The sequence below is a fragment of the Pseudoduganella sp. RAF19 genome, from assembly GCF_052114165.1.
Lineage (GTDB): Bacteria > Pseudomonadota > Gammaproteobacteria > Burkholderiales > Burkholderiaceae_D > Rugamonas.
In genome coordinates this window covers 1-20,613 of the sequence record NZ_JBFREF010000010.1, presented here as the reverse complement: position 1 = coordinate 20,613, position 20,613 = coordinate 1, and the positions used below count along the sequence as shown (strand labels likewise).

Genomic DNA, 20,613 nt, shown 5'->3' with positions numbered 1-20,613 from the left:
TGATCTTACCTGAACAGGTAGTATCTGGTTGGCGTGAGGAACCACTAGCTTCAATTTTGATACGACCGTCTGTTGGTTTTCTGCTTGCAAATTATGCTTGCAGGATACCGAAAGTCCCGAAATTCGGTTTTCCGCAACGCTTTTCTGTCTCAAAATGTAACAGCCTGAAAAATAATTTCCAATAGTGCCTCAGAGTTATCAGAATGGTACTAAAATCAGATTATCGGCAACCGGATTGGCACTATACTTATCTTGGTTGATCTCGAATTTTCCGTACCGTTGTATTTTTTGTAGGATAAGTGTTGTTCTACATCAATAAGTGGTACTATATGGAAATTAATTCGGCACTGCACAACTAAAGGAAAAACATGCGATCTGCATTCGAAGCATGGGCGCAAAAGGAAGGACAAATTGTCCGTCGCCGCGAAGACAAGCCAGAAGAGTATCTGGTTTATGAAACGCAACGCCGTTGGTTGATCTGGCAAGCGGCGTTGGAACATGGCAAAACGCCAAGTGGCCGCAAGTCGGCTGCCAAAGACGGCGGCGTCGCGACTGCTGCTCGTTCGAGCTTGCAGCGTCCGCAAGCCATGGCGGGGGATGATGCCGCAATGCGTGTCCAGGTCCTGAACGAAGTTCTGGATGCCTTCCAGGGGATGGACGGCAACAGCGGCATGGAAGACATCCTGGGTGTCATCCAGGGCCTGAAGCAGAAACAGAAAGCCTCCTCGGGCTTCTGATGCTGCCTGCATGCCTGCTCGGCTGACCCGCCCGGTCGGCGCGGCGCTGTTCACGCGCCGCACTGCCAGCCTGCTCGCCGCTGCCCTGATCGGGACGGCGGCCGCAGGCTGCGCCACGTTAACCGAATCCACCGACCAGTACGTCCTGGTGCAGACGATTCTGGATCACCAGCCCGTTTCCGGCATCGGCTGCATGCTCAGTAATGATGTGGGCCGCTGGTTCGTCACCACGCCGGGCCGCGTGGCCATCCGCAAGAGTACCCAGCCGCTGATCGTCGATTGCCGCCAGGCCGACGTGTGGGCCTTCGACCAGGTCGCGCCCAAGCAGAACAGCTCGCGCTGGGCGAACTATATTCTGACGGCTGGGGCAGGGCAGTACGTGGACAAGAATACGGGCGCGGGCTTTGATTATCCTGATACGCTGACGATGGTCCTGCAGCATGGCGAGGCGCCAAGGCCTGCGCCACCAGCCGGGACGACCGTATATTGAAAAAAAGCCGGGCTAGCCCGGCTTTTTTATTATCAGCCTGCGCGGCCGATCAGGAAGTTGGTCAGCAGCGGTACCGGACGGCCGGTGGCGCCTTTCGCTGCGCCCGATTTCCAGGCGGTGCCGGCGATGTCGACGTGCGCCCAGTTGTACTTGCGGGTGAAGTTTTCCAGGAAGGCTGCCGCGGTGCAGGATGCGCCGCCCGGGGAGCCGATGTTCGCCAGGTCGGCGAAGTTCGACTTCAGCTGCTCGTTGTACTGTTCGCCGATCGGCAGGCGCCAAGCGGTGTCGCCGGTAGCGCGGCCGGAAGCCATCAGTTCTTCGGCCAGCTTGTTGCCGCCTTCGTCGTCACGCGCGAACACGCCGCTGTTGTGATGGCCCAGAGCCACGATGCAGGCGCCGGTCAGGGTCGCCACATCCACCACGGCGGCCGGGTTGAAGCGCTCGGCGTAGGTCAGGGCGTCGCACAGGACCAGACGGCCTTCGGCGTCGGTGTTCAGAATCTCGATGGTCAGGCCGTTCATCGAGGTCACGATGTCGCCCGGCTTGGTGGCGCGGCCGGAAGGCATGTTCTCGGTGGCGGCGATGATGCCGATCACGTTGGCCTTCAGGCCCAGTTCACCGATGGCGCGGAAGGTGCCCAGCACGGAGCCGGCGCCGCACATATCGTATTTCATCTCGTCCATGCCAGGACCGGCCTTGATCGAGATGCCGCCGGTATCGAAGGTGATGCCTTTGCCCACCAGGACGATCGGCGCGTCCTTGGCCTTGCCGCCCATGTGCTTCAGTACGATGAACTTCGGCGGCTCTTCGGTGCCGTTGGTGACGGACAGCAGGCTGCCCATCTTCAGGGCTTCCATCTGCTTGCGGTCCAGGACTTCAACATTGAACTTGTAGTCCTTGGCCAGCTTCTTGGCGGTGTTCGCCAGGTAGGTCGGGGTGCAGACGTTGGCGGACAGATTGCCCAGATCCTTGGTCAGCTCCATGCCGTTGGCGATGGCGACGGCCTGCTGCAGCGCCAGTTTGTTGGCGGCATTGCTGGCGACTGCCAGGGCCAGCTTCTTCACGCCGGCCGGTGCCGGGTCTTTCTTCGACTTCTGTGCGTCGCTGCGGTAGAAGCTGTCGCGGCCAGCCAGCACCACGGCGCGGATGGCCCATGCTGCGTCGCGGCCTTTCACTTCTTCCAGTGGCAGTGCGATAATGGCGTCCGCGTTGCCCAGGGTGGAGAAAGCCTTGATGGTGGCGCCGATAGCGGAGCCGATGGCCTTCTCGCCGACGTCATCTTCCTTGCCCAGGCCTACCAGCAGCACGCGCTCGGCGGCGGCGCCTTTCAGGCCGCGCAGCAGCAGGGTGGTGCCGGCCTTGCCGGTGATGTCGCCGGACTTCAGCGCAGCGGTGATTTCGCCGGCGCTATCGAGGGACTTGGCAGCTTGCGAGAGCTTCTTGTTTTCGAACACGGCAACTGCGACACAGCCGGTCTTGGCCGACGCGATGGTGTTCTTAGTGTCGAATGCTTTTATGCTAAAGTCCATTTGATTCTCCGTAGGTTTGCGTATTTTTTACGCAGTGACTTGATTTGCTAACCGAATTATAAACGTCGAATGATTTTTCAACGCGCCCTCCGCCGGGAGCTCATTAGCTCCGCCGGGGCCACCTTCACGGTGCTGTTCACCATCATCCTGACGTGGACCCTGATCACAATCCTCGGCCGGGCCGCAGGCGGCAAGGTCGCGTCCAGTGATGTGCTTGCGCTGATCGCCTTCGCAGCCCTGAATTATCTGCCAACTATCCTCATTCTCACCAGCTTTATTTCCGTGCTGATGGTGATCACGCGGACCTATAAGGACTCGGAAATGGTGGTGTGGTTTGCCTCGGGCCTGAGCCTCACGCGCTTCATCAAACCGGTGCTGGTGTTTGGCCTTCCGATTATCCTGATGACCGGCGGCCTGGCTTTCTACGCTACGCCATGGGCCAAGCAGAAGAGCGCCGAATACGTGGACCGCTTCGCCAAGCGCGAAGACCTGCAGAAGGTGGCGCCGGGCCAGTTCCGCGAGTCCGCGTCCAGCAACCGCATCTTCTTTGTGGAAGCCGTGAGCGGCCAGTCTTCCGTGGTGCAGAACGTGTTCGTGAACTCGGTCGATGAACGCGGCACTGCCGTGATCGTGGCCAGCGAAGGCGTGGTCACGCAAGCCGAAAACGGCGACCGCTATCTGGTGCTGAAGAATGGCCGCCGCTATCAGGGCACGCCGGGCCAGGCGGACTTCCAGACCATGGAGTTCGAGCGCTACAGCGTGCGCGTGGGGCAGCAAGCGCCGGTGCTGGGCGCCGAACTGGAAGCGCCGGCCACGCCGACCTTGCAACTGATGGCGATTCCGACCAATCCGGCGCGCGCCGAGCTGCTGTGGCGCTTGTCGCTGCCGATCACCTGCCTGGTGCTGATGCTGCTGGCGATTCCGCTCGGCTTCGTCAATCCGCGCGCTGGCAGTTCGACCAATCTGATTATCGCGCTGCTGATCTTCTTCACCTATAACAATGCAGTGAAGGTGTTCGAGGCCAGCGTCAAGCAGGGCAAGTTCTCCTTCGGCATGGCATGGTGGCCGCTGCACCTGGGCGCCATCGTCGTGGTGCTGATCCTGTTCGCATGGCGCCTCAACGTGAATCACCGTTATCATCCTCGCGCCTTGCTGGCGTCCCTGAAGCGCGGCAAGGTGGCTGCTAAATGAAGATCCTGCAACGCTATTTCGCCGTATCGATTTTCCAGGCAGTGGCCTTCGTGCTGGCCGCCTTCCTTGGCCTGCTGGCCTTCATGGACCTGACGGGCGAGCTGCCGACGGTCGGCAAGAACGGCTACGGCCTTCAGCACGCTGCGCTGTACGTGCTGGCCATGATTCCGCAGCACGTGTATGAAGTGATGCCGGTGGCATCCCTGATCGGTACGATTTATACGATGGCGCAGTTTGCGTCGACCTCCGAATTCACGATCATGCGTGCCTCCAGCATGTCCACCCGTATGGCGGCCGGCATGCTGTTCAAGATCGGCATCGTGCTGGTGGTGATCACTTTCATCTTCGGCGAGCTGATCGCGCCGCGCGCCGCGCCGTGGGCGGAGAAGATCCGGCTGACTGGCCGTGGCACGACGGTGTCGGCCGAATTCCGTTCCGGCCTGTGGACCAAGGACATCATCAAGAGCCAGGGCACCAAGGGCGAGGTGCTGGGCACGCGCTTCTTCAATACCCGTGAAGTGCGGCCGGACGGCGAGCTGCGCGATGTGAAACTCTATGAGTTCGATAACAGCTTCCGTCTGCGTTCACTGATCGTGGCTAAATCCGGCGTCTTCCAGGGCAATAACGTGTGGCGCCTGAATGATGTGACCGAGAGCATCTTCACCAATCCGGCCTTGCTGGCTTCCGGCGGCCAGGCAACTGCGCAAAACAATTTCGCGCAAGAGACCAGTGCGGTTGAGATCAAGCATTACGATAGCAAGGACCTGATTTCGGAAATCACGCCGAAGATCCTGTCGGTGGCATCCTCCGACCCGGAACGCATGTCGGCCAACGAACTGGCCGTCTATACGCGCCACCTTCAGGAGAACAAGCAGGGCACGGAGCGCTTCAAAATCGCTTTCTGGAAAAAGCTGATCGATCCGCTGGCAATCTTCGTGCTGATGGCGCTGGCGCTGCCTTTCGCCTATCTGCACACGCGCTCCGGTGGCGTGTCGCTGAAGATCTTCATCGGCATCATGATCGGCGTCAGCTTCCTGCTGGTGAATACGCTGTTCTCGCATATCGGCTTGCTGTCAACGGTGCCGGCCTTCGTCACGGCCATGATGCCTAGCCTGCTGTTCCTGCTGCTGGCAGTGGGCGCGCTGTATTGGGTGGAGCGGCACTGAGATGGGCAAGCGCGCACTGATCCTGTTCGCGCACGGCGCGCGTGCCGCCAGCTGGGCCGCGCCGTTCGAGCGCCTGCGCAATCTGGTGCGCGCGCAGACGCCGGACACCGATGTGTCGCTGGCCTTCCTGGAATTGATGTCGCCCCGCCTGCCGGAGCGGGTGGCCGAGCTGGCCGCTACAGGGGTGGATGATGTAACCGTGGTGCCGGTCTTCCTCGGCCAGGGCGGCCATGTGCTGCGCGACCTGCCGCTGCTGCTGGACGAACTGCGCGCGGCGCATCCCGGCGTTTCGGTGCGCGCTGTGGATGCCGTGGGCGAAGATCCCGCTGTGCTGCGCGCAATGACCGACTACTGCCTCAAATCGCTCGGCCCGGTCTGATCCTGCCTGGCCTGCCACTCGGCGATGAGCATACCAATCTCACCGGGTTCTTCCAGCTCTGTTTCCACCAGCTGACGCGCTTCGTCGCTCTGAATCAGCGCAACCGCCATGGTCTTCAATGCGTCCGCCTCAGCGGTCTTGCCAAGCAGTGCCAGCACGCCGCATTGCAGGCGGAGATCGTTGACGAAGGCTTGCGCTTCACCCCATCGCCGCGGGATGCGCTCATTGGCCATGGAATTCAGGTACTGCGCCCGATAGCGCATGCCTTCCTGTGGTTCGGGCAAGTAACGCTGCAGAATGTCGACGGCCTCACATTCCAGCAACACGTCGGCCAGAGCATGGAATAGGCGGCGGGCGATATCGGGCTGCTGCGTGTCCAGCTGGCGAAACAGCGCAAGCGTGTGCTGCGGATCGCTGATGTGCCGGTTGATCTCTACAATGACCTGCATGCGCGGCTCGGTGTCGGACGCAAGTTGTGCTGCTTCCTTGTCGCGCAGCGCTTGCAAGGCCTGCCGCGCGGGCGCGTAAGCGGCCGCCAGCAGACCCCACTCGCTGAGAGCGAATAGCCGAATGCTGCGTTCCTCCGGAGTTTCGGACGGTGGCGCAATCTGAATGGCTTGATGCAGCAACAAGGCTAGAGCAAATTCGCCGCCTGCGCGAGCCCGCTGGACTTGCCCAATGGCGGCGAATAGATCGCTCATTGCTTGCCGGCTGGCGGCTGTTCGCCGGCCTTGGCGTGGGCCACCATGGCGGCGATCGTCGCGCCGGGAGTTTCGAACTCGCGCTGCACGGCGTCGCGCAGGGCGTCGGACTTCAGCTGTTCCAGCGCGGCGCTGGCGACTTGCTCGACCAATTCATCCTCGCCGCTGCGGCGCAGGACTTCGGTAATCAGGCGAACTTCCTTGGTGTAGTTCAGCACATAGGACAGCAGGGCCGGGGCAGACGAGGTGCTGCCGCGCGAGGCCATCTCCTGCGCGAAATCGTTCAGGCGTTGCGCCAGTCCGGCAATGCGTTCCAGCGGCGCCGGCAGATAGCGGCGGGCGAGGGCGAAATCTTCCACGGCCACCAGCGACGGCATGGCCAGCTCGGCGCATTGCCTTGCCAGCTCCGGAATCTGTGCGTCGATCTGCGAGAACAGCTCATGGGTTGCACGATCCTCGCCCAGCGCGCTGTTGATGGCGTTGATGTCCATGAAGCGCTGCAGCGTCGCGCCGCCGTTGAGCAGGCGCTGGGTGTCGCGGTCGCGGATGGCTTGCAGGGCGCGGCGCGCCAGCGGGAATTGCTCGGCCAGGTAAATCCAGTCGCGTAGCGCGAAGGACAGACGCACGCCCGCCAGCGATGGATCTTCGTCCAGCGCATGTTCGTGGAACCACAGGTGGTCACGCAGGGCGTCCTCATACTTGCCCGCCAGGCGCGCATTGCGGGCGCGCTCCAGAATTTCATGTGCTTGGCTCATCTTCATCCTCTAAAAATACGAGGCCGGTATTTTACCCGCTTATTCACGGGCGCACGCCCATCACCATACGCGGCACATCTTGGCCGGCTCCCTGTACATCGCTTGCCCCGCCTTGCAGGAGAAGGCCTTCGCAAACTCCGGCATATTCACTACCAGGCCATTGACGCGATAGCGGCCCGGCGAGTGTGGATTGGTCAGAGCGTTCACCCGTGCGTTCTCCGGACGGTCGTTCTCGCAGGCCCACTGCGCGTAGCCAACGAAGAAGCGCTGTTCCGGCGACAGGCCATCGCGCGCCTGTTGCGGCGCATTGGCGATCTCGGATTTCCACGCCATCCAGGCCAGAATCAGGCCGCCGAGGTCGGCCACGTCTTCACCCAGGGTCAGCTTGCTGTTGATCTTGATGTCGTCGACGATGGTGTACTGCGCGTACTGGTCGACGATGCACTGGGCACGGTCGGTGAAGGCCTTGGCGTCCTTCTTGGTCCACCAGTCTTTCAGATTGCCCTTGGCGTCGAACTGGCGGCCTTCATCGTCGAAGCCGTGGGTCAGTTCGTGGCCGATGGTGCCGCCGGTGTTGCCGTAGTTCGGCGCTGCGTCCATTTTTGCGTCGTAAAGCGGTGGCTGCAGCACGCCCGCAGGGAAGTTGATGTCATTCATCTGCGGGTTGTAGTAGGCGTTGACCGTCGGCGGCGTCATGCCCCACTCGCTGCGATCGAGCGGCTTGCCGATCTTCGCCAGCTGGCGCTTCGTTTCAAACGCCACGCCGCGCGTCAGATTCCCGGCGAAATCGGTGCGCGACACGGAATAGCTGCTGTAGTCGCGCCATTTGTCCGGATAGCCGATCTTGTTGGCGACGGCGGCCAGCTTTTCCTGTGCCTTGCGCTTGGTTTCATCACTCATCCAGTTCAGCGAGTCGATGTCCTCCTTCATGGCGACTTCGATCTGGTGCGTCAGGTGCTGGGTCTGTTCCTTCAGTTGCGGGCTGAAAGCGCGGCTGACGAATTCCTGGCCCAGCGCTTCGCCCAGCTGGGTGTCAACGAGGCGCACGCAGCGTTTCCAGCGTGGCTGAAGCTCCGGCACACCGCGCAGGGTCTTCTGGTAGAAACCGAAGTTCTCGTTGACGAAGGCGTTCGACAGGTAGGGTGACATGGCGCGCGCCACGTGCCAGCGCAGATAGGTTTTGATGTCGGCCAGCGGCATGCGTTTCAGCGAAGCGTTCAGCGCCTTATAGAACATGGGCTCCGACACATTGAATTCGCTTACGCCGGCCACGCCGATCGCGTCGAGATACTCGTTCCATGCGAAGGCTGGCGTCATGGCCTGCAGCTCCGACAGCTTCGCCTTGTGGAACAGCTTATACGGATCGCGCTTGTCCACTTTCGACAGCGAGGCTTGCGCCAGCACGCGTTCGAAGCTGACCACCTTGTCGGCTGCCGCGCCGGCGGCCGCGGCGGAGTCGCCCAGCAGCTCGAACGTGCGGGCGATGTGGGCGCGGTACTTAGCCAGCATGTCTTTCGATTTCTGGTCCGTCTTCAGGTAGTAGTCGCGGTCGGGCAGGCCGAGGTCGGCCGCATTGGCGAAAGCGATCACCTGGTTGGAGTCGGCGAAGTCCTGGTTGGAGCCGAAGTCGAACAGCATGCTGCTCGCGATTTCAATGTGCAGGCGGCCCAGCACGCGCGGCAAGTCCTTCTTGTCATGCATGCCATCGATGAGGGCGAAGTAGTCGTTCAGCGGCTTGGCGCCCAGCTGGTCGACGGCTTTCTCATCCATGCAGGCGGCGAAGTAGTCGCCGGCCTTTTGTTGAGCGGCATTACGCTCGGCGCCGCCTTGCGCCAGCGTGTCCAGGATGCCCCACAGGTAGCGCTGGTTGTCGTTGGTCAGTTTGCGGTAGACGTTCCAGATGCTCTGGTCAGCCGGGATCGGATTGTTCTTCATCCAGCCGCCGCAGGCGTACTGGTAGAAATCCGCGCAGGGATCGGCGCTGCGGTCCATGGCTTCCACGTCAAGTCCCGGCGTATAGGGCAGGGCAGTCAGTGGCGTATTAGCGCTGTTCTGCGCAAGGCTTGGACCGGCCGCCAGGGCCAGGAATAACAGTCCCGCAAATCGCATTGTCATCTCCCCGATAAAGAGATGGCAATTTTACACTGTCGCCGGTGTCAGACCGGTTTGCGGGTCAGGGCGGGGAGATCGCTGCCGTGATCGGCATCCGCTGGCTGGTGGGGGCGCGTGGCCATGGCGTCGCCCAGCATTACCAGCACGGGGCCATGCGCCATGTGCAGGCCATGCGCCAGCTGGTCGAGCGTGATGCGTTCGATGCGCTGGTCGCTGCGGCTGACGTTTTCCAGTACCAGCACCGGCGTGTCGCCGGAACGGCCCTGGTCCAGCAGGCGCTGGGCGGTGGCGATGGCTTCGCGGCCGCCCATGTATTGCACCAGCGTGTCGGTGGAGGGAATGGCTACTTCGTCCGGATGGCCGGGCGCGGTGGAAGAGGTGAAGAAGGCGACGTTGCGGGCCACGCCGCGCTTGGTCAGCGGCTGCTTGGCGGCGGCAGCGGCAGCAACGGCAGTCGTGATGCCTGGTACGACTTCGCATTCGATGCCGTGTTCTTCCAGCGCGCGCAGTTCTTCATCGGCGCGGCCGAACAGCATGGGATCGCCCCCCTTGAGGCGTACCACCAGCGTGGCGCGCGCGGCGCATTCAAGCAATTGCTGGTTGATGAACTCCTGCGCGGCGGAGCGCTGCCCGGCGCGCTTGCCGACCGAGATTTTTTCCGCCTGCGGACAGAGTTCCAGCATTTCCGGGGTGACGAGGGCATCGTAGAGAACGACGTCGGCGGCAGCCAGCAGGCGTGCGCCGCGCATGGTGATCAGATCCTGAGCTCCGGGACCGGCCCCGATCAGATAAACTTTTCCATACGCTGGCATGCTGCTCGCTTTCCCTGGCATTCATTGGCGCAGCACGGCGGATCGGATGATCCGCCCTACATCGCGCTGCGGTGGTGTTATTCGCCGAGGCGAATCATGCCTGCGGCAACCGTCTGGTGCGTGACTTCGTCGATCAGGATGAAGGCGCCGGTGGCACGGATGTCTGCATAGGCATCGGCGGCCAGCGGCTGCTGCACGGTGATGCCGATACGGGCCACATCGTTCAGCTTCAACGCCTCTGCATCGTGACGCTGCTGCGTGTTGATGTCAAGGATCGAATCGATTTTGGTGATCTTGGCGGCGGTCTGCTTGGTGCCGTGCTTCAGCCAGTATTTGCGGCGCAGGTCCAGCGGCTCTTCGGACAGCCAGCACACATCGGCATTCACCTGCTTCAGCAGGGTAGCCGGCTGATTGCTGCATACCAGCATATCGCCGCGCGACACGTCCACATATTCGTTCAGCACGATGGTCACCGACTGGCCCGCGGATGCGGTGGTCAGCGAACCGTCGAAGGTGACGATGTCTTTCACAGTGGCCGACTGGCCCGAAGGCTGCACCGTCAGCTTGTCGCCAACCGATACGCTGCCCGCTTCGATGCGGCCCATATAGCCGCGGAAGTCGTTGGCTTCGTGGCCGTTGTGGCGGGCCACCAGCTGCACCGGGAAGCGGAAGGCGTCATTGTGCGATTCGTCGTACACGGACAGGTTTTCCAGCAGCTCGATCAGGGTCGGGCCTTTGTACCAATCCATCTTTTCGCTCGTTTCCACCACGTTGTCGCCGGTCAGAGCGGACAGTGGAATGGTGGTGATGTCCTTGATGCCCAGCGTCGCGGCGAACTCGCGGTAAGCCTTGACGATGCGGTCGTACACGTCCTGGTCGTAGTTCACCAGGTCCATCTTGTTCACGGCGACGACCACGTGTTCGATCTGCAGCAGATGGGCGATGGTGGAGTGGCGCTTGGTCTGGATCAGCAGGTCCACGCCACCGTCTTCGCGCAGCTTCACTTTCGACACGTCGATCAGAATGATCACCGCGTCGGCCGTTGACGCGCCAGTCACCATATTGCGGGTGTACTGCTCGTGGCCAGGCGTATCGGCGATGATGAACTTGCGCTTCGGCGTTGCGAAGTAGCGGTAGGCCACGTCGATGGTGATGCCCTGTTCGCGCTCGGCTTCCAGGCCATCGGTCAGCAGGGACAGGTCGATGGTATCGCCCACGGTGCGCTTATGCTTGGCGCGCGACACGGCGGCCAGCTGGTCGGCGAAGATGCCCTTGCTGTCGAACAGCAGGCGGCCGATCAGGGTGCTTTTGCCGTCGTCGACGGAACCGGCGGTGATGAAGCGAAGCAGTCCGCGTTCGCTCAGGTTTTCGTTACGGGCGTTCATCAGAAGTATCCTTGCTTCTTGCGTTTTTCCATCGAGGCTTCGGACGTCTGGTCGTCCATGCGGGTCGCGCCGCGCTCAGTGATCTGGGTGACTGCGGTTTCGGCGATGATCGCGTCCACGTCCGCTGCATCGGAAGACACAGGGCAGGTGCAGGAGATATCGCCCACGGTACGGAAGCGCACGACTTGCGTCTCCACCGTTTCGCCTTCGCGTGGCGGTGTGATGTCAGTCAGCGGCACCAGCAAGCCGTTACGCGGGATCACCTGGCGCTCGTGCGCGAAGTAGATCGACGGCAGGGCCAGGTTTTCGCGGGCGATGTACTGCCACACATCCAGTTCGGTCCAGTTCGAGATCGGGAACACGCGCATGTTCTCGCCCGGATGGACGCGGGTGTTATACAGGTCCCACAGTTCCGGGCGCTGCGCCTTCGGGTCCCACTGGCCGAATTCGTCGCGGAAGGAGAAGATGCGTTCTTTGGCGCGAGCCTTCTCTTCATCGCGGCGCGCGCCGCCGATGCAGGCGTCGAAGCCGTGTTCGGCGATGGTTTCCAGCAGAGTCACGGCCTGCGCGGCATTGCGCGAGTCGGTCTGCGGATTGCGCAGGCGCACGGTGCCTTTCTTGATCGAGTCTTCCACCGAACCCACGATCAGGCGCTCGCCCAGTTCGGCGACGCGGCGGTCGCGGAACTCGATCACTTCCGGGAAATTGTGGCCGGTGTCGATGTGCACCAGCGGGAAGGGGAATTTGCCGGGACGGAAAGCCTTCTCCGCAAGGCGCAGCAGCACCACGGAGTCCTTACCGCCCGAGAAGAGCAGGGCGGGATTGGAGCACTCGGCAGCCACTTCGCGCAAGATGTGAATCGCTTCGGATTCCAGCGCGTCCAGGTGGCGCGAATTGACTACATGTTGTTCTACTAGTGCGTTCATTTAGCTTACCTTCTTGATGCGAATCAGTTTGCCGTCGACCATGTGCAGGCCGCATTCCTTGGAGTCCGGGTTCTCCCACCACCAGCGTCCGGCGCGCACATCCTCGCCCGGCTGGATGGCGCGGGTGCAGGGTTCGCAGCCGATCGATGGATAGCCCTGATCGTGTAATTCATTGTAGGGCACCCCATTGGCGCGCAGGTATTCCCACACTTCTTCCTCTGACCAATCGGCTAGCGGATTGAACTTCACCATGCCGTGGGCTGCGTCGTCTTCCTGCACCGCCAGTTCGGCGCGGGTGCTGGACTGGGCGCGGCGCTGGCCGGTTACCCAGGATTTCTTGTCCTTCAGCGCCCGGCCCAGCGGCTCCACCTTGCGGATGCGGCAGCATTCCTTGCGCAGCTCGATGCTGTCGTAGAAGGCGTTCAGACCATTCTGCGACACGTATGCGTCGACGGCTTCCGGCTGCGGGCGGAACAGGGCGATGTCGTAATCGTAGTGTTCCTTCACGCGGTCCACCATCGCCAGCGTTTCCTTGTGCAGGCGGCCCGTCTCCAGCGAGAAGATGCCGATGCCAAGCTTGTTCTTCAAGATCAGATCCGTCAGCACCATGTCCTCCGCAGCCAGGCTGGATGCGAAGACAGCAGGCGTGAAGTCGCGCGCGATGCGCTCAAGCGTTTCGCGCGTCGCGGCGACGCGGTTGGCGAGCTCGCTCATGATCAGATCCCGTAGCCGACGTCAGTGGTTTCCACCGGACCGCTGCGCAGATGGCGGCGGAACAGGGGATTACGTACGTCCACTGAAGCCTGGTAGGTTTCGCTGAAGACGGTCAGGCCTTTCAACGCATCTTCGATGCTGCGGTCCGGACGGGTGGCGTAAGCGTCGAAGCCCACGCGGTGCATGGAGAACAGCTGGTCGCGCAGCACGTCGCCAATCGCGCGCAGCTCGCCTTTGTAGCCGAGGCGTACGCGCAGGTTGTAGGCGATGGAGTAGCCGCGGCCATCGGTGAATTTCGGGAAGTCCACTGCCACAACGGCAAATTTCGACAGATCGTCCTTCAGCGCGAAGGGATCGTCGTCCGGTGCCAGCCACACGCCAACTTCTGCGCGCGCGGCCAGGACTTCGCGCTGGGCGTTCCACACGCTCAGGGGAACAATGACTTTGCCCTCGGGGACGGCGACCGACGCCGCTTCCTCACCTTCGGCGAGGCGCAGCTCGATCCAGTCGTCCGCCACGATTTCGCGGCCCTTGATAATCTGCTTAGGCATATTCATCTTCTCCAATCAGGCGGCCCTGTTCATGAATCGGCGTGGCGTATACAAAGTCCTTGAACGGGGCGACGCCAATGCGTGTTACGGTGTCAGCAAAGTGTTCTTCCGGCGAGGTACGTTCGCGCAGATAGACCTGCAGCAGGCGGTCGATCACTTCCGGCATTTGCAAGGCCGAGAAGGACGGGCCAATGATCTTGCCGATCGCGGCGTGATTGCCTTGCGCGCCGCCGATCGACACTTGATACCATTCGCTGCCATCCTTATCCACGCCCAGGACGCCGATGGAGCCGACGTGGTGGTGGCCGCAGGCGTTGATGCAGCCGGAGATATTCAGCTCGATCTCGCCGATATCGTGCAGGAAGTCGATGTGGTCGAAGCGCTCTGCGATGGAAGCGGCGATCGGGATCGACTTGGCATTGGCCAGCGAGCAGAAGTCGCCGCCAGGGCAGCAGATCATGTCGGTCAGCAGGCCGATATTCGGCGTTGCCAGGCCTTTGGCTTTGACTTCCTGCCACAGCGTGAACAGCTTGGACTGCTCAACGTCGGCCAGCACGATGTTCTGTTCGTGAGTCACGCGCAGTTCGCCGAAGCTGTAGCGGTCGGACAGGTCGGCCATGAAATCCATCTGCTCGGCGGTCGCGTCGCCCGGCGGCACGCCGGTCTTCTTCAGCGACAGGATCACGGCGGCATAGCCGGCGACCTTGTGCGGCTTCACATTGCGCTTCAGCCAGTTGGCGAAGGCCTTGTTGTCTTCGTGGCCGGCTGCCGGATTCACGTTCGGCAGGGTGGCATAGTCGTGCGGCTGGAAGTAGGCGATCACGCGCTCCATTTCTTCCAGCGTCAGGGTCTGTTCGGTGCCTTTCAGGTCTTCCCACTCGGCTTCCACCTGGCGCGCGAATTCTTCCGCGCCGATGGCTTTCAGCAGGATCTTGATGCGGGCCTTGTACTTGTTGTCGCGGCGGCCGTGCAGGTTATACACGCGCATGATCGCTTCAATATAAGTCAGCAGGTGCTCGCGCGGCAGGAATTCGCGGATGGTGGTGCCGATGATCGGCGTGCGGCCCAGACCGCCGCCAACCATCACCTTGAAGCCGATTTCGCCTGCTTCGTTTTTCACCACGGTGAGGCCGATATCGTGCACGGCAATCGCGGCGCGGTCTTCCACGGCGCCGTTGATGGCAACCTTGAATTTACGCGGCAGGGCGATGAACTCGGGGTGGAAGGTGGACCACTGGCGCAGCACCTCAGCATAAGGGCGCGGATCGATGATTTCGTCCGCCGCCACGCCGGCCAGTTCGTCGGAGGTCACGTTGCGGATGCAATTGCCGGAAGTCTGGATGGCGTGCATCTCCACCGAAGCCAGGTCGGTCAGGATGTCCGGCGTGTCTTCCAGGTTGACCCAGTTGAACTGGATGTTCTGGCGGGTGGTGAAGTGGCCATAGCCGCGGTCGTACTTGCGGGCGATATGGGCAAACATGCGCATTTGCTTGGAGGCCAGCAGGCCGTAGGGAACGGCGATACGCAGCATGTAGGCGTGACGCTGCATGTACAAGCCGTTTTGCAAGCGCAGCGGCAGGAATTCGGCTTCGGTCAGCTCATCGCTCAGGCGGCGGCGCACCTGGTCGCGGTACTGCGCAATGCGTTCCCGCACGATGAGATGGTCGTATTGATCGTATTGATACATAGCTTTCCCAGTAAGGCATGGCCCAAAGTAGCTTCAATGGTAATAAACTGGAGCTTTATTCCAAACGACTTAGTCTTTATTTGCTTATATGCAGTTTGGGTATAAGCATCAGCGTAAAATATGGGCTGGGAAAGCTTTAGAGACTGACAATGAACCTTCATCAACTGCGATTCGTACGAGAAGCCGTCCGCCAGAACTACAACCTGACCGATGCCGCCAAGGCGCTGTTCACCTCTCAGCCGGGGGTTTCCAAGGCCATTATCGAGCTGGAAGAAGAGCTGGGCGTCGACATCTTCACCCGCCACGGCAAGCGTATCCGCGGCCTGACCGAGCCGGGCCGGCTGGTGTTGCAGTCGGTGGAACTGATCATGCAGGAGATCGACAGCCTGAAACGCATCGGCAAGGAGTATGCGGCCCAGGATTCCGGCAGCTTTACCATCGCCACCACCCATACCCAGGCGCGCTATACGCTCCCGAAAGTGGTGCAGGCCTTCATGCAGAAGTATCCCAAAGTGCGTTTGTCATTGCTGCAAGGAAATCCTCGCCAGATCGCGGAGATGGTGCAGCGCGACCAGGCCGACCTGGCCATTGCCACCGAGTCGATTGCCGCGATCGACGGCCTGATTACCCTGCCGTGCTACCAGTGGGAGCACGTGGTGGTGGTGCCGCAGGAGCATCCGCTGCTGAAATCCAAGCCGATCACCCTGGAAGAGGTGGCCGCCTTCCCGGTCATCACGTATGATGCCGCCTTCGCCGGCCGCTCCAAGATCGACCACGCCTTTTCCCTGCGTGGTTTGAAGCCGGACGTGCTGCTGGAAGCCATCGACGCCGATGTGATCAAGACCTATGTGGAACTGGGCATGGGTATCGGCATCATCGCCGGCATGGCTTTCGACCCCGAACGCGACCGCAACCTGCGCGCCATCCCGGCCGGACACCTGTTCGGCATGAATGTCTCGCGCGTCGCGGTGAAGCAGGGAGCTTACCTGCGCTCCTATATATATACATTTATCGAATTGCTGGCCCCGACGCTGAACCGCAAGCTCATCGAGCAGGCGATGAAGGGCGAGCAGGACAACTACGAATTATGAACAACGAGAAAAATGCCGACCTGCAATTGATGCAGGCGAAGGTGGCCGAGCTGGTGCGGGGCCATAAAGTATTACAGCTGGGTGACACGTCCTGGACACCTGTCATCGAAGGTTCCGCCGCTTCGGTGCACTCCGAGAGCGAGGCGGAGGGCTGCACTGCGGTGTTCGTCGCCGGCCAATGGTCTGCCGTCAAGCGCGAGGACCAGGAGTCCTTCTTGAAGCAATTGCGCCAGCGCGTTGGCAAAGATGCCTTATTAATCCTGCTTGATGACAATTATGTCGATGGTCAAAGCACACCTGTGGCGCGTACGGATATTGTGGGAAACACGTATCAATTTCACAGTGTTGCAGGCGAACAACGTGTCGAAGTCGTCAAAAACTACCCTGCAGACAGCTATTTACGTAAGAAATTAGCTGCATTTGTACGCGAAATCAGGATAGAACGCCTAAAATATTATTGGTTGCTAAACTGTCGTCTGAAATAAACAATTTTTCCTTTGTCATAATCTTGAAATGTTTGGCATGCAAGATACGCCCCGTCATTAACCTCAACTAGTAGGACAACAAGTGAAAAAACTGACTCTGGCAGCACTGATCATTGGCGGCTTGGCAGCACAAGCCCAAGCTCAATCCAACGTAACCATCTACGGTATCGTTGATGCAGGTTTCGTTGCCGAGCGTGGCGGCGTGAACGGTAGCGTCAACAAGGTGACCAGTGGTGTTGGCTCCGCATCCCGTCTGGGCTTCCGCGGCACTGAAGATCTGGGTGGCGGCGCATCCGCAATCTTCGTCATCGAATCCGGCGTGAAGATCGACACCGGTGAGCAAGACACCGCAGGTGTGTTCGCTCAGCGCCAGGCTTATGTTGGCCTGAAGAGCAAAGACCTGGGTTCCGTAACCCTGGGCCGTCAGTACACCATGCTGTATAACGCTCTGTCCCAAGTGATGGACCCGTTCGGCGCCGGCTACGCTGGTACCGCCAAGAACCTGTTCCCAACCGGCGGCGTGAACACCCGTACCTCCAACGCCATCGTGTATAACTCCCCATCGATGGAAGGTTTCAGCGTTGACGGTATGTACGCTCTGGGCGAACAGTCCGGCGACAACAGCGCTGGCCGCCAGTTCGGCCTGGGCCTGAACTACGCCAACGGCCCGCTGAACGCGCGCCTGGTGTACAACAACAAGAACAACGACGTTGCTGCTGTTGGCACCACCCCTGCCGTTGACAAGCCGACCGCCAAGAACACCCTGCTGGCTGTGAACTACGACTTCGGCGTTGCCAAGGCCTTCTTCGGTTACGAGCGTGACAAGGGCGCGGGCTCCGCTCCGATCCCAGTCGCTAACGCCTACGGCTTCAAAGTGGCGCCAATTTCGTCGAACGACTCCGACGAATGGCTGATCGGCACCACCGTGCCAGTTGGCTCGGGCAACATCGTCGCTTCTTACATCAAGAAGAACGACAAGCAAAACAACCAGGACGCAAATCAGTGGGGTCTGGGCTACCTGCACAGCCTGTCCAAGCGTACCACTGCATACCTGACCTACGCGAAAATCAAGAACAAGAACGGCGCCGGCTACACCGTTGGCAACAACACCGAGCCGGGTTCTGGCGACAAGGCATTCAATCTGGGCGTGAAGCACACGTTCTAATTGCTGCACCGCGGGCTGAAAGGCCCGCAACTCTCGAGGTGATTCATGATCTTTTTTGCGGGCCGCGTGCCCGCCATTTTTTTAAGAACCCACGGCAAAAAACAAGTGCCAGCCACATCGTGGCTGGCACTCGGGTTACGCCGTGGGTTTTTACATCTGCTTGAACAGGTGCAGGAAACTCCGGCTGACTTCCAGCTTGTCTGGACGGCCCTTGATCATGACCAGGTGGCGGCCGCGGATGTCACGCGTCACGCCTTCGATGGCGTTCACGTTCACCAGCGTGGCGCGGTGGATTTGCCAGAACAGCGACGGGTCGAGTTCATCGGCCAGATCGCGCACCGGTTTGCGGATCAAGGCTTCGAACTTTTCAGTCTGCACGCAGGTGTACTTTTCATCCGAGCGGAAGAACAGGATTTCTTCGACCGGAATCATGCGGATGTCCTGGCCGATGCTGGCCTGAATCCATTGCAGGTATTTCTGTTTTGGCTGGGCGATCTTCTCGGTCAGCTGGGACAGAATTGCCGTGATATTGGCATTCGCATCGGTGGAAGCGGCGGGCTTGTCCGCACGTGACTTCAAGCGCTCGACCGTAATCTTCAGGCGCTCCGGCTCAGGCGGCTTCAGCACGTAATCGACGGCGCCGCGTTCGAACGCTTCAACTGCGTAAGCGTCGTAGGCAGTCACGAACACCACCTGGCTCTTGTTGCCGATTTCGGCAGCGGCCTCCATGCCGGTCTTGCCGGGCATGCGGATGTCGAGGAATGTGAAGTCCGGGTTCAGCTCATCCACCAGCTCGATGGCTTCGTCTCCGTTCTTGGCTTCGCCAACGATTTCCAGTTCAGGCCAAACCTGGCCCAGGCGCATGCGCAGTTGGTCGCGCATTAAACGTTCGTCGTCAGCAATGATTGCAGTTGGCATGGTCTCTCAGTGGTTGAAAAACAGGTATCAATTATTCAACGATTTGCACTTCCGTGCAATCGCTATTGCTTCGCCAGTACATATGGCACTTCGATGATGGCGATGACGCCGCTGGGGAAGTTCGGTTCAATGCTCAGCGACGCCTTGTCGCCGTGCAGGAGCTTGAGGCGCTCGCGGATATTGGTCAGGCCCAGGCCGGTGCCGGTGCTGGGCTTGGCGCCAAAGCCCAGGCCGTCGTCGGTGACAGTGACGCGCAGCTTGTTGTGGGCGATGTCGCCGCGCACTTTCAGCGTGCCGCCTTCCGGCTTCGCTTCCAGACCGTGCTTGATGGCGTTCTCCACCGTGGATTGCAGCATCATCGGTGGGAAACAAGCGGTGCGCAGGCCTTCGGGGATGTCGAAATCGACGGTGAGGCGTTCTTCCATGCGCATTTTCAGCAGGGCGAGGTAGGCGGCGACCATGTCCGCTTCCTGGCCGAGGTTGGACATCAGCGAGGATTCGCGCATTTGCGGCAGCACCGCGCGCAGATATTTGATGAGGCTGCGCTGCATGGCGGAGGCGCGCGGCGGGTCGGTTTCGATCAGGTGTTCCACCGAAGCCAGCGTGTTGAACAGGAAGTGCGGCTCCACCTGGGCCTGCATCATCTGCATCTTGGCTTCGCTCAGCTGGCGCTGCATGGATTCGCGCTCGGCAGCGGCGGTTGCGGTCTGGGCTTCGGCTTCCGCTTTCTTTTTGCCGCCAACCAGGGCCTTGGTGGCGAACAGAGCCAGCAGCGCCAGGGTTACGAAGCTGGTGAACCAGGTCGATGCCTGCTTGTGATAGCGGGAGACTTTTTCTTCGGCGGCATTGTCGACGGCTTGTTCGAGCGCATTGGACAGCTCTTCGCCGATTTGAGGCGGCAGTTCGATGTGGACTTCTTCGCCCGGCATCGGCGCGGCCGGTGGGGCAGGGGCTTTCAAGCCTTTGCCTTTGCTCATTTTGCCTGTCATTGGAGCGGGCGGTGCTGGTGGGGCTGGCACTGCAGGCTCGGCTGGCTCGGCCGCCGGCTCTGCCGGGGCGGGGGCCTCGGCGCTAGCGCTGGCTTCGCTGGAATCGGTGGAGTCGTCGTCCTTAGGCTGTTCTTTCTTGATCTTGCCGGCGCGCGGGTTGAAGTGGATGCCGCTGTCGTCGATGGTGATATTGGTGTCCGCGCCTGCTTTCGGCCGCTTATGCGACTTCATGACCATTTCATCTTCCTGGCGCGGCGAGAACAGCTCCTCCTGCAGGATGGACGCGGCGATGAGCGAGAGTGCGGCAAACAGGAAGAACTTCCACCACGACAGCTGGGTCACCCAGTTGGCGGTCTTGTCGAAGCCGGCATGCAACCAGGCCAGGACAGTCTTCGCGGTATCTTGCACTTTTGGCTGAGGGAACATTCATGGCTTTCATCTTAAGTATGGTGCAAGTGTAGATAACCTGGCGCAAACCTGTCTATGGGAGTGCGACAGGATGCAGAAAAAGGGGAATGGAAGGAAGCCCTTGCGGACGCGCGATTCGTTTGCTATAGTTCTGTCCCTCGCAACGCAACGCAGCAAACAGCGCGAAACGAAGCGAGAAGTTTGAAGCGCAAGACGCTGAAAACGAAGGGGTTGACGAGTTGCACGCTGTACCGCATAATCTCGCTTCTCTGCTGCTGACAAACACAACGATTTGTCGCTAAACGCAGCGATCTTTAAAAAATCAACAGTCGATAAGTGTGGGCGTTTGAAGATGGCCAACGCGCCGAATGGCGCGATGCTCAAATAATATGCTTCAAATGCTCGCACAAAATGCACAAAAT

General features: G+C 60.6%; 21 protein-coding genes. 8 read left to right on the top strand and 13 right to left on the bottom strand.

Translation table 11 applies throughout. The features are described 5' to 3' along the window. Window positions 1-368: 368 nt before the first annotated feature. Together AB4Z19_RS24800 and AB4Z19_RS24795 are read left to right on the top strand one after the other, a co-directional pair. A complete protein-coding gene (locus tag AB4Z19_RS24800) occupies window positions 369-737 on the top strand; it encodes a hypothetical protein (protein ID WP_442036359.1) in 369 nt (122 codons plus the stop codon). A 10-nt stretch (window positions 738-747) separates the two neighbouring features. Then, window positions 748-1,227 (top strand): hypothetical protein, encoded by a 480-nt coding sequence (locus tag AB4Z19_RS24795; protein ID WP_442028399.1) that lies wholly within the window; start codon window positions 748-750, stop codon window positions 1,225-1,227. Between the two features lie 32 nt (window positions 1,228-1,259). Here the strand turns inward: AB4Z19_RS24795 and AB4Z19_RS24790 are convergent, their stop codons facing one another. Beyond that, the gene (locus tag AB4Z19_RS24790; protein ID WP_442028397.1) at window positions 1,260-2,756 is read right to left on the bottom strand and encodes a leucyl aminopeptidase; all 1,497 of its coding nucleotides are present in this window, start codon (window positions 2,754-2,756) and stop codon (window positions 1,260-1,262) included. Between the two features lie 69 nt (window positions 2,757-2,825). Between AB4Z19_RS24790 and lptF the strand changes: the two genes are divergently transcribed. From lptF to AB4Z19_RS24775, 3 genes are read left to right on the top strand one after another with little or no spacing between them, the layout of a single operon-like run. Then, entirely contained in the window at window positions 2,826-3,947 is a 1,122-nt protein-coding gene (lptF, locus tag AB4Z19_RS24785; RefSeq protein WP_442036357.1) for an LPS export ABC transporter permease LptF, read from the top strand. Further along, the gene (gene lptG / locus AB4Z19_RS24780; protein ID WP_442036355.1) at window positions 3,944-5,113 is read left to right on the top strand and encodes an LPS export ABC transporter permease LptG; all 1,170 of its coding nucleotides are present in this window, start codon (window positions 3,944-3,946) and stop codon (window positions 5,111-5,113) included. The genes lptF and lptG overlap by 4 nt, the downstream gene beginning before the upstream one ends. A 1-nt stretch (window position 5,114) precedes the next feature. Further along, the gene (locus AB4Z19_RS24775) at window positions 5,115-5,492 is read left to right on the top strand and encodes a sirohydrochlorin chelatase (protein WP_442029922.1); all 378 of its coding nucleotides are present in this window, start codon (window positions 5,115-5,117) and stop codon (window positions 5,490-5,492) included. Here the strand turns inward: AB4Z19_RS24775 and AB4Z19_RS24770 are convergent. The 9 genes from AB4Z19_RS24770 to AB4Z19_RS24730 form a co-directional block, all read right to left on the bottom strand. Beyond that, on the bottom strand, window positions 5,462-6,193 hold the full coding sequence (locus tag AB4Z19_RS24770) for a hypothetical protein (protein ID WP_442029921.1): 732 nt from the start codon (window positions 6,191-6,193) through the stop codon (window positions 5,462-5,464). The genes AB4Z19_RS24775 and AB4Z19_RS24770 overlap by 31 nt on opposite strands. Continuing rightward, window positions 6,190-6,948 (bottom strand): hypothetical protein, encoded by a 759-nt coding sequence (locus AB4Z19_RS24765; protein WP_442036353.1) that lies wholly within the window; start codon window positions 6,946-6,948, stop codon window positions 6,190-6,192. Before AB4Z19_RS24765 ends, AB4Z19_RS24770 begins: the two co-directional genes overlap by 4 nt. Before the next feature lie 60 nt (window positions 6,949-7,008). Then, window positions 7,009-9,057 (bottom strand): M13 family metallopeptidase, encoded by a 2,049-nt coding sequence (locus AB4Z19_RS24760; RefSeq protein ID WP_442036351.1) that lies wholly within the window; start codon window positions 9,055-9,057, stop codon window positions 7,009-7,011. A gap of 47 nt (window positions 9,058-9,104) precedes the next feature. Next, window positions 9,105-9,872 carry a uroporphyrinogen-III C-methyltransferase gene (gene cobA / locus AB4Z19_RS24755; protein ID WP_442025706.1) on the bottom strand — a complete coding sequence of 256 codons (768 nt, stop codon included), beginning with the start codon at window positions 9,870-9,872 and terminating at the stop codon, window positions 9,105-9,107. Window positions 9,873-9,949: 77 nt separating this feature from the next. Then, entirely contained in the window at window positions 9,950-11,257 is a 1,308-nt protein-coding gene (locus AB4Z19_RS24750; RefSeq protein ID WP_442036349.1) for a sulfate adenylyltransferase subunit 1, read from the bottom strand. Continuing rightward, complete coding sequence (cysD, locus tag AB4Z19_RS24745; protein WP_442036347.1) at window positions 11,257-12,183, bottom strand: sulfate adenylyltransferase subunit CysD; 927 nt, start codon at window positions 12,181-12,183, stop codon at window positions 11,257-11,259. The genes AB4Z19_RS24750 and cysD overlap by 1 nt, the downstream gene beginning before the upstream one ends. Next, window positions 12,184-12,897: a phosphoadenylyl-sulfate reductase gene (locus AB4Z19_RS24740; RefSeq protein WP_442025703.1), complete on the bottom strand. Its 714-nt coding sequence runs from the start codon at window positions 12,895-12,897 to the stop codon at window positions 12,184-12,186. It lies immediately after the preceding gene. Between the two features lie 2 nt (window positions 12,898-12,899). After that, window positions 12,900-13,448 carry a DUF934 domain-containing protein gene (locus AB4Z19_RS24735; RefSeq protein WP_442025702.1) on the bottom strand — a complete coding sequence of 183 codons (549 nt, stop codon included), beginning with the start codon at window positions 13,446-13,448 and terminating at the stop codon, window positions 12,900-12,902. Further along, on the bottom strand, window positions 13,441-15,135 hold the full coding sequence (locus tag AB4Z19_RS24730; RefSeq protein ID WP_442036345.1) for a nitrite/sulfite reductase: 1,695 nt from the start codon (window positions 15,133-15,135) through the stop codon (window positions 13,441-13,443). Before AB4Z19_RS24730 ends, AB4Z19_RS24735 begins: the two co-directional genes overlap by 8 nt. A 149-nt stretch (window positions 15,136-15,284) precedes the next feature. On the opposite strand from AB4Z19_RS24730, the gene AB4Z19_RS24725 reads away from it, so the two are divergent. The 3 genes from AB4Z19_RS24725 (at window position 15,285) to AB4Z19_RS24715 (ending at window position 17,876) form a co-directional block, all read left to right on the top strand. Beyond that, window positions 15,285-16,226 carry a CysB family HTH-type transcriptional regulator gene (locus tag AB4Z19_RS24725; protein ID WP_442036343.1) on the top strand — a complete coding sequence of 314 codons (942 nt, stop codon included), beginning with the start codon at window positions 15,285-15,287 and terminating at the stop codon, window positions 16,224-16,226. Further along, window positions 16,223-16,711: a class I SAM-dependent methyltransferase gene (locus AB4Z19_RS24720; protein WP_442036341.1), complete on the top strand. Its 489-nt coding sequence runs from the start codon at window positions 16,223-16,225 to the stop codon at window positions 16,709-16,711. Before AB4Z19_RS24725 ends, AB4Z19_RS24720 begins: the two co-directional genes overlap by 4 nt. An 82-nt stretch (window positions 16,712-16,793) precedes the next feature. After that, entirely contained in the window at window positions 16,794-17,876 is a 1,083-nt protein-coding gene (locus AB4Z19_RS24715) for a porin (RefSeq protein WP_442028562.1), read from the top strand. A gap of 150 nt (window positions 17,877-18,026) precedes the next feature. Here AB4Z19_RS24715 and AB4Z19_RS24710 read toward each other — a convergent pair whose 3' ends face one another. The 3 genes from AB4Z19_RS24710 to AB4Z19_RS24700 all read right to left on the bottom strand — a co-directional run. Continuing rightward, complete coding sequence (locus AB4Z19_RS24710) at window positions 18,027-18,794, bottom strand: LytR/AlgR family response regulator transcription factor (RefSeq protein WP_442036339.1); 768 nt, start codon at window positions 18,792-18,794, stop codon at window positions 18,027-18,029. 62 nt (window positions 18,795-18,856) lie between these two features. Further along, complete coding sequence (locus AB4Z19_RS24705) at window positions 18,857-20,209, bottom strand: sensor histidine kinase (RefSeq protein WP_442028564.1); 1,353 nt, start codon at window positions 20,207-20,209, stop codon at window positions 18,857-18,859. A gap of 9 nt (window positions 20,210-20,218) precedes the next feature. Then, window positions 20,219-20,613: hypothetical protein (locus AB4Z19_RS24700; protein ID WP_442036337.1), on the bottom strand; the 395-nt coding region annotated here is incomplete at its 5' end.

Bases quoted from the DNA above. Each gene is read 5' to 3' on its own strand.
- AB4Z19_RS24800 (WP_442036359.1), top strand. From the start codon at position 369: ATGCGATCTGCATTCGAAGCATGGGCGCAAAAGGAAGGACAAATTGTC.
- AB4Z19_RS24795 (WP_442028399.1), top strand. From the start codon at position 748: ATGCCTGCTCGGCTGACCCGCCCGGTCGGCGCGGCGCTGTTCACGCGC.
- AB4Z19_RS24790 (WP_442028397.1), bottom strand. From the start codon at position 2,756: ATGGACTTTAGCATAAAAGCATTCGACACTAAGAACACCATCGCGTCG.
- lptF (WP_442036357.1), top strand. From the start codon at position 2,826: ATGATTTTTCAACGCGCCCTCCGCCGGGAGCTCATTAGCTCCGCCGGG.
- lptG (WP_442036355.1), top strand. From the start codon at position 3,944: ATGAAGATCCTGCAACGCTATTTCGCCGTATCGATTTTCCAGGCAGTG.
- AB4Z19_RS24775 (WP_442029922.1), top strand. From the start codon at position 5,115: ATGGGCAAGCGCGCACTGATCCTGTTCGCGCACGGCGCGCGTGCCGCC.
- AB4Z19_RS24770 (WP_442029921.1), bottom strand. From the start codon at position 6,193: ATGAGCGATCTATTCGCCGCCATTGGGCAAGTCCAGCGGGCTCGCGCA.
- AB4Z19_RS24765 (WP_442036353.1), bottom strand. From the start codon at position 6,948: ATGAGCCAAGCACATGAAATTCTGGAGCGCGCCCGCAATGCGCGCCTG.
- AB4Z19_RS24760 (WP_442036351.1), bottom strand. From the start codon at position 9,057: ATGCGATTTGCGGGACTGTTATTCCTGGCCCTGGCGGCCGGTCCAAGC.
- cobA (WP_442025706.1), bottom strand. From the start codon at position 9,872: ATGCCAGCGTATGGAAAAGTTTATCTGATCGGGGCCGGTCCCGGAGCT.
- AB4Z19_RS24750 (WP_442036349.1), bottom strand. From the start codon at position 11,257: ATGAACGCCCGTAACGAAAACCTGAGCGAACGCGGACTGCTTCGCTTC.
- cysD (WP_442036347.1), bottom strand. From the start codon at position 12,183: ATGAACGCACTAGTAGAACAACATGTAGTCAATTCGCGCCACCTGGAC.
- AB4Z19_RS24740 (WP_442025703.1), bottom strand. From the start codon at position 12,897: ATGAGCGAGCTCGCCAACCGCGTCGCCGCGACGCGCGAAACGCTTGAG.
- AB4Z19_RS24735 (WP_442025702.1), bottom strand. From the start codon at position 13,448: ATGCCTAAGCAGATTATCAAGGGCCGCGAAATCGTGGCGGACGACTGG.
- AB4Z19_RS24730 (WP_442036345.1), bottom strand. From the start codon at position 15,135: ATGTATCAATACGATCAATACGACCATCTCATCGTGCGGGAACGCATT.
- AB4Z19_RS24725 (WP_442036343.1), top strand. From the start codon at position 15,285: ATGAACCTTCATCAACTGCGATTCGTACGAGAAGCCGTCCGCCAGAAC.
- AB4Z19_RS24720 (WP_442036341.1), top strand. From the start codon at position 16,223: ATGAACAACGAGAAAAATGCCGACCTGCAATTGATGCAGGCGAAGGTG.
- AB4Z19_RS24710 (WP_442036339.1), bottom strand. From the start codon at position 18,794: ATGCCAACTGCAATCATTGCTGACGACGAACGTTTAATGCGCGACCAA.
- AB4Z19_RS24705 (WP_442028564.1), bottom strand. From the start codon at position 20,209: ATGTTCCCTCAGCCAAAAGTGCAAGATACCGCGAAGACTGTCCTGGCC.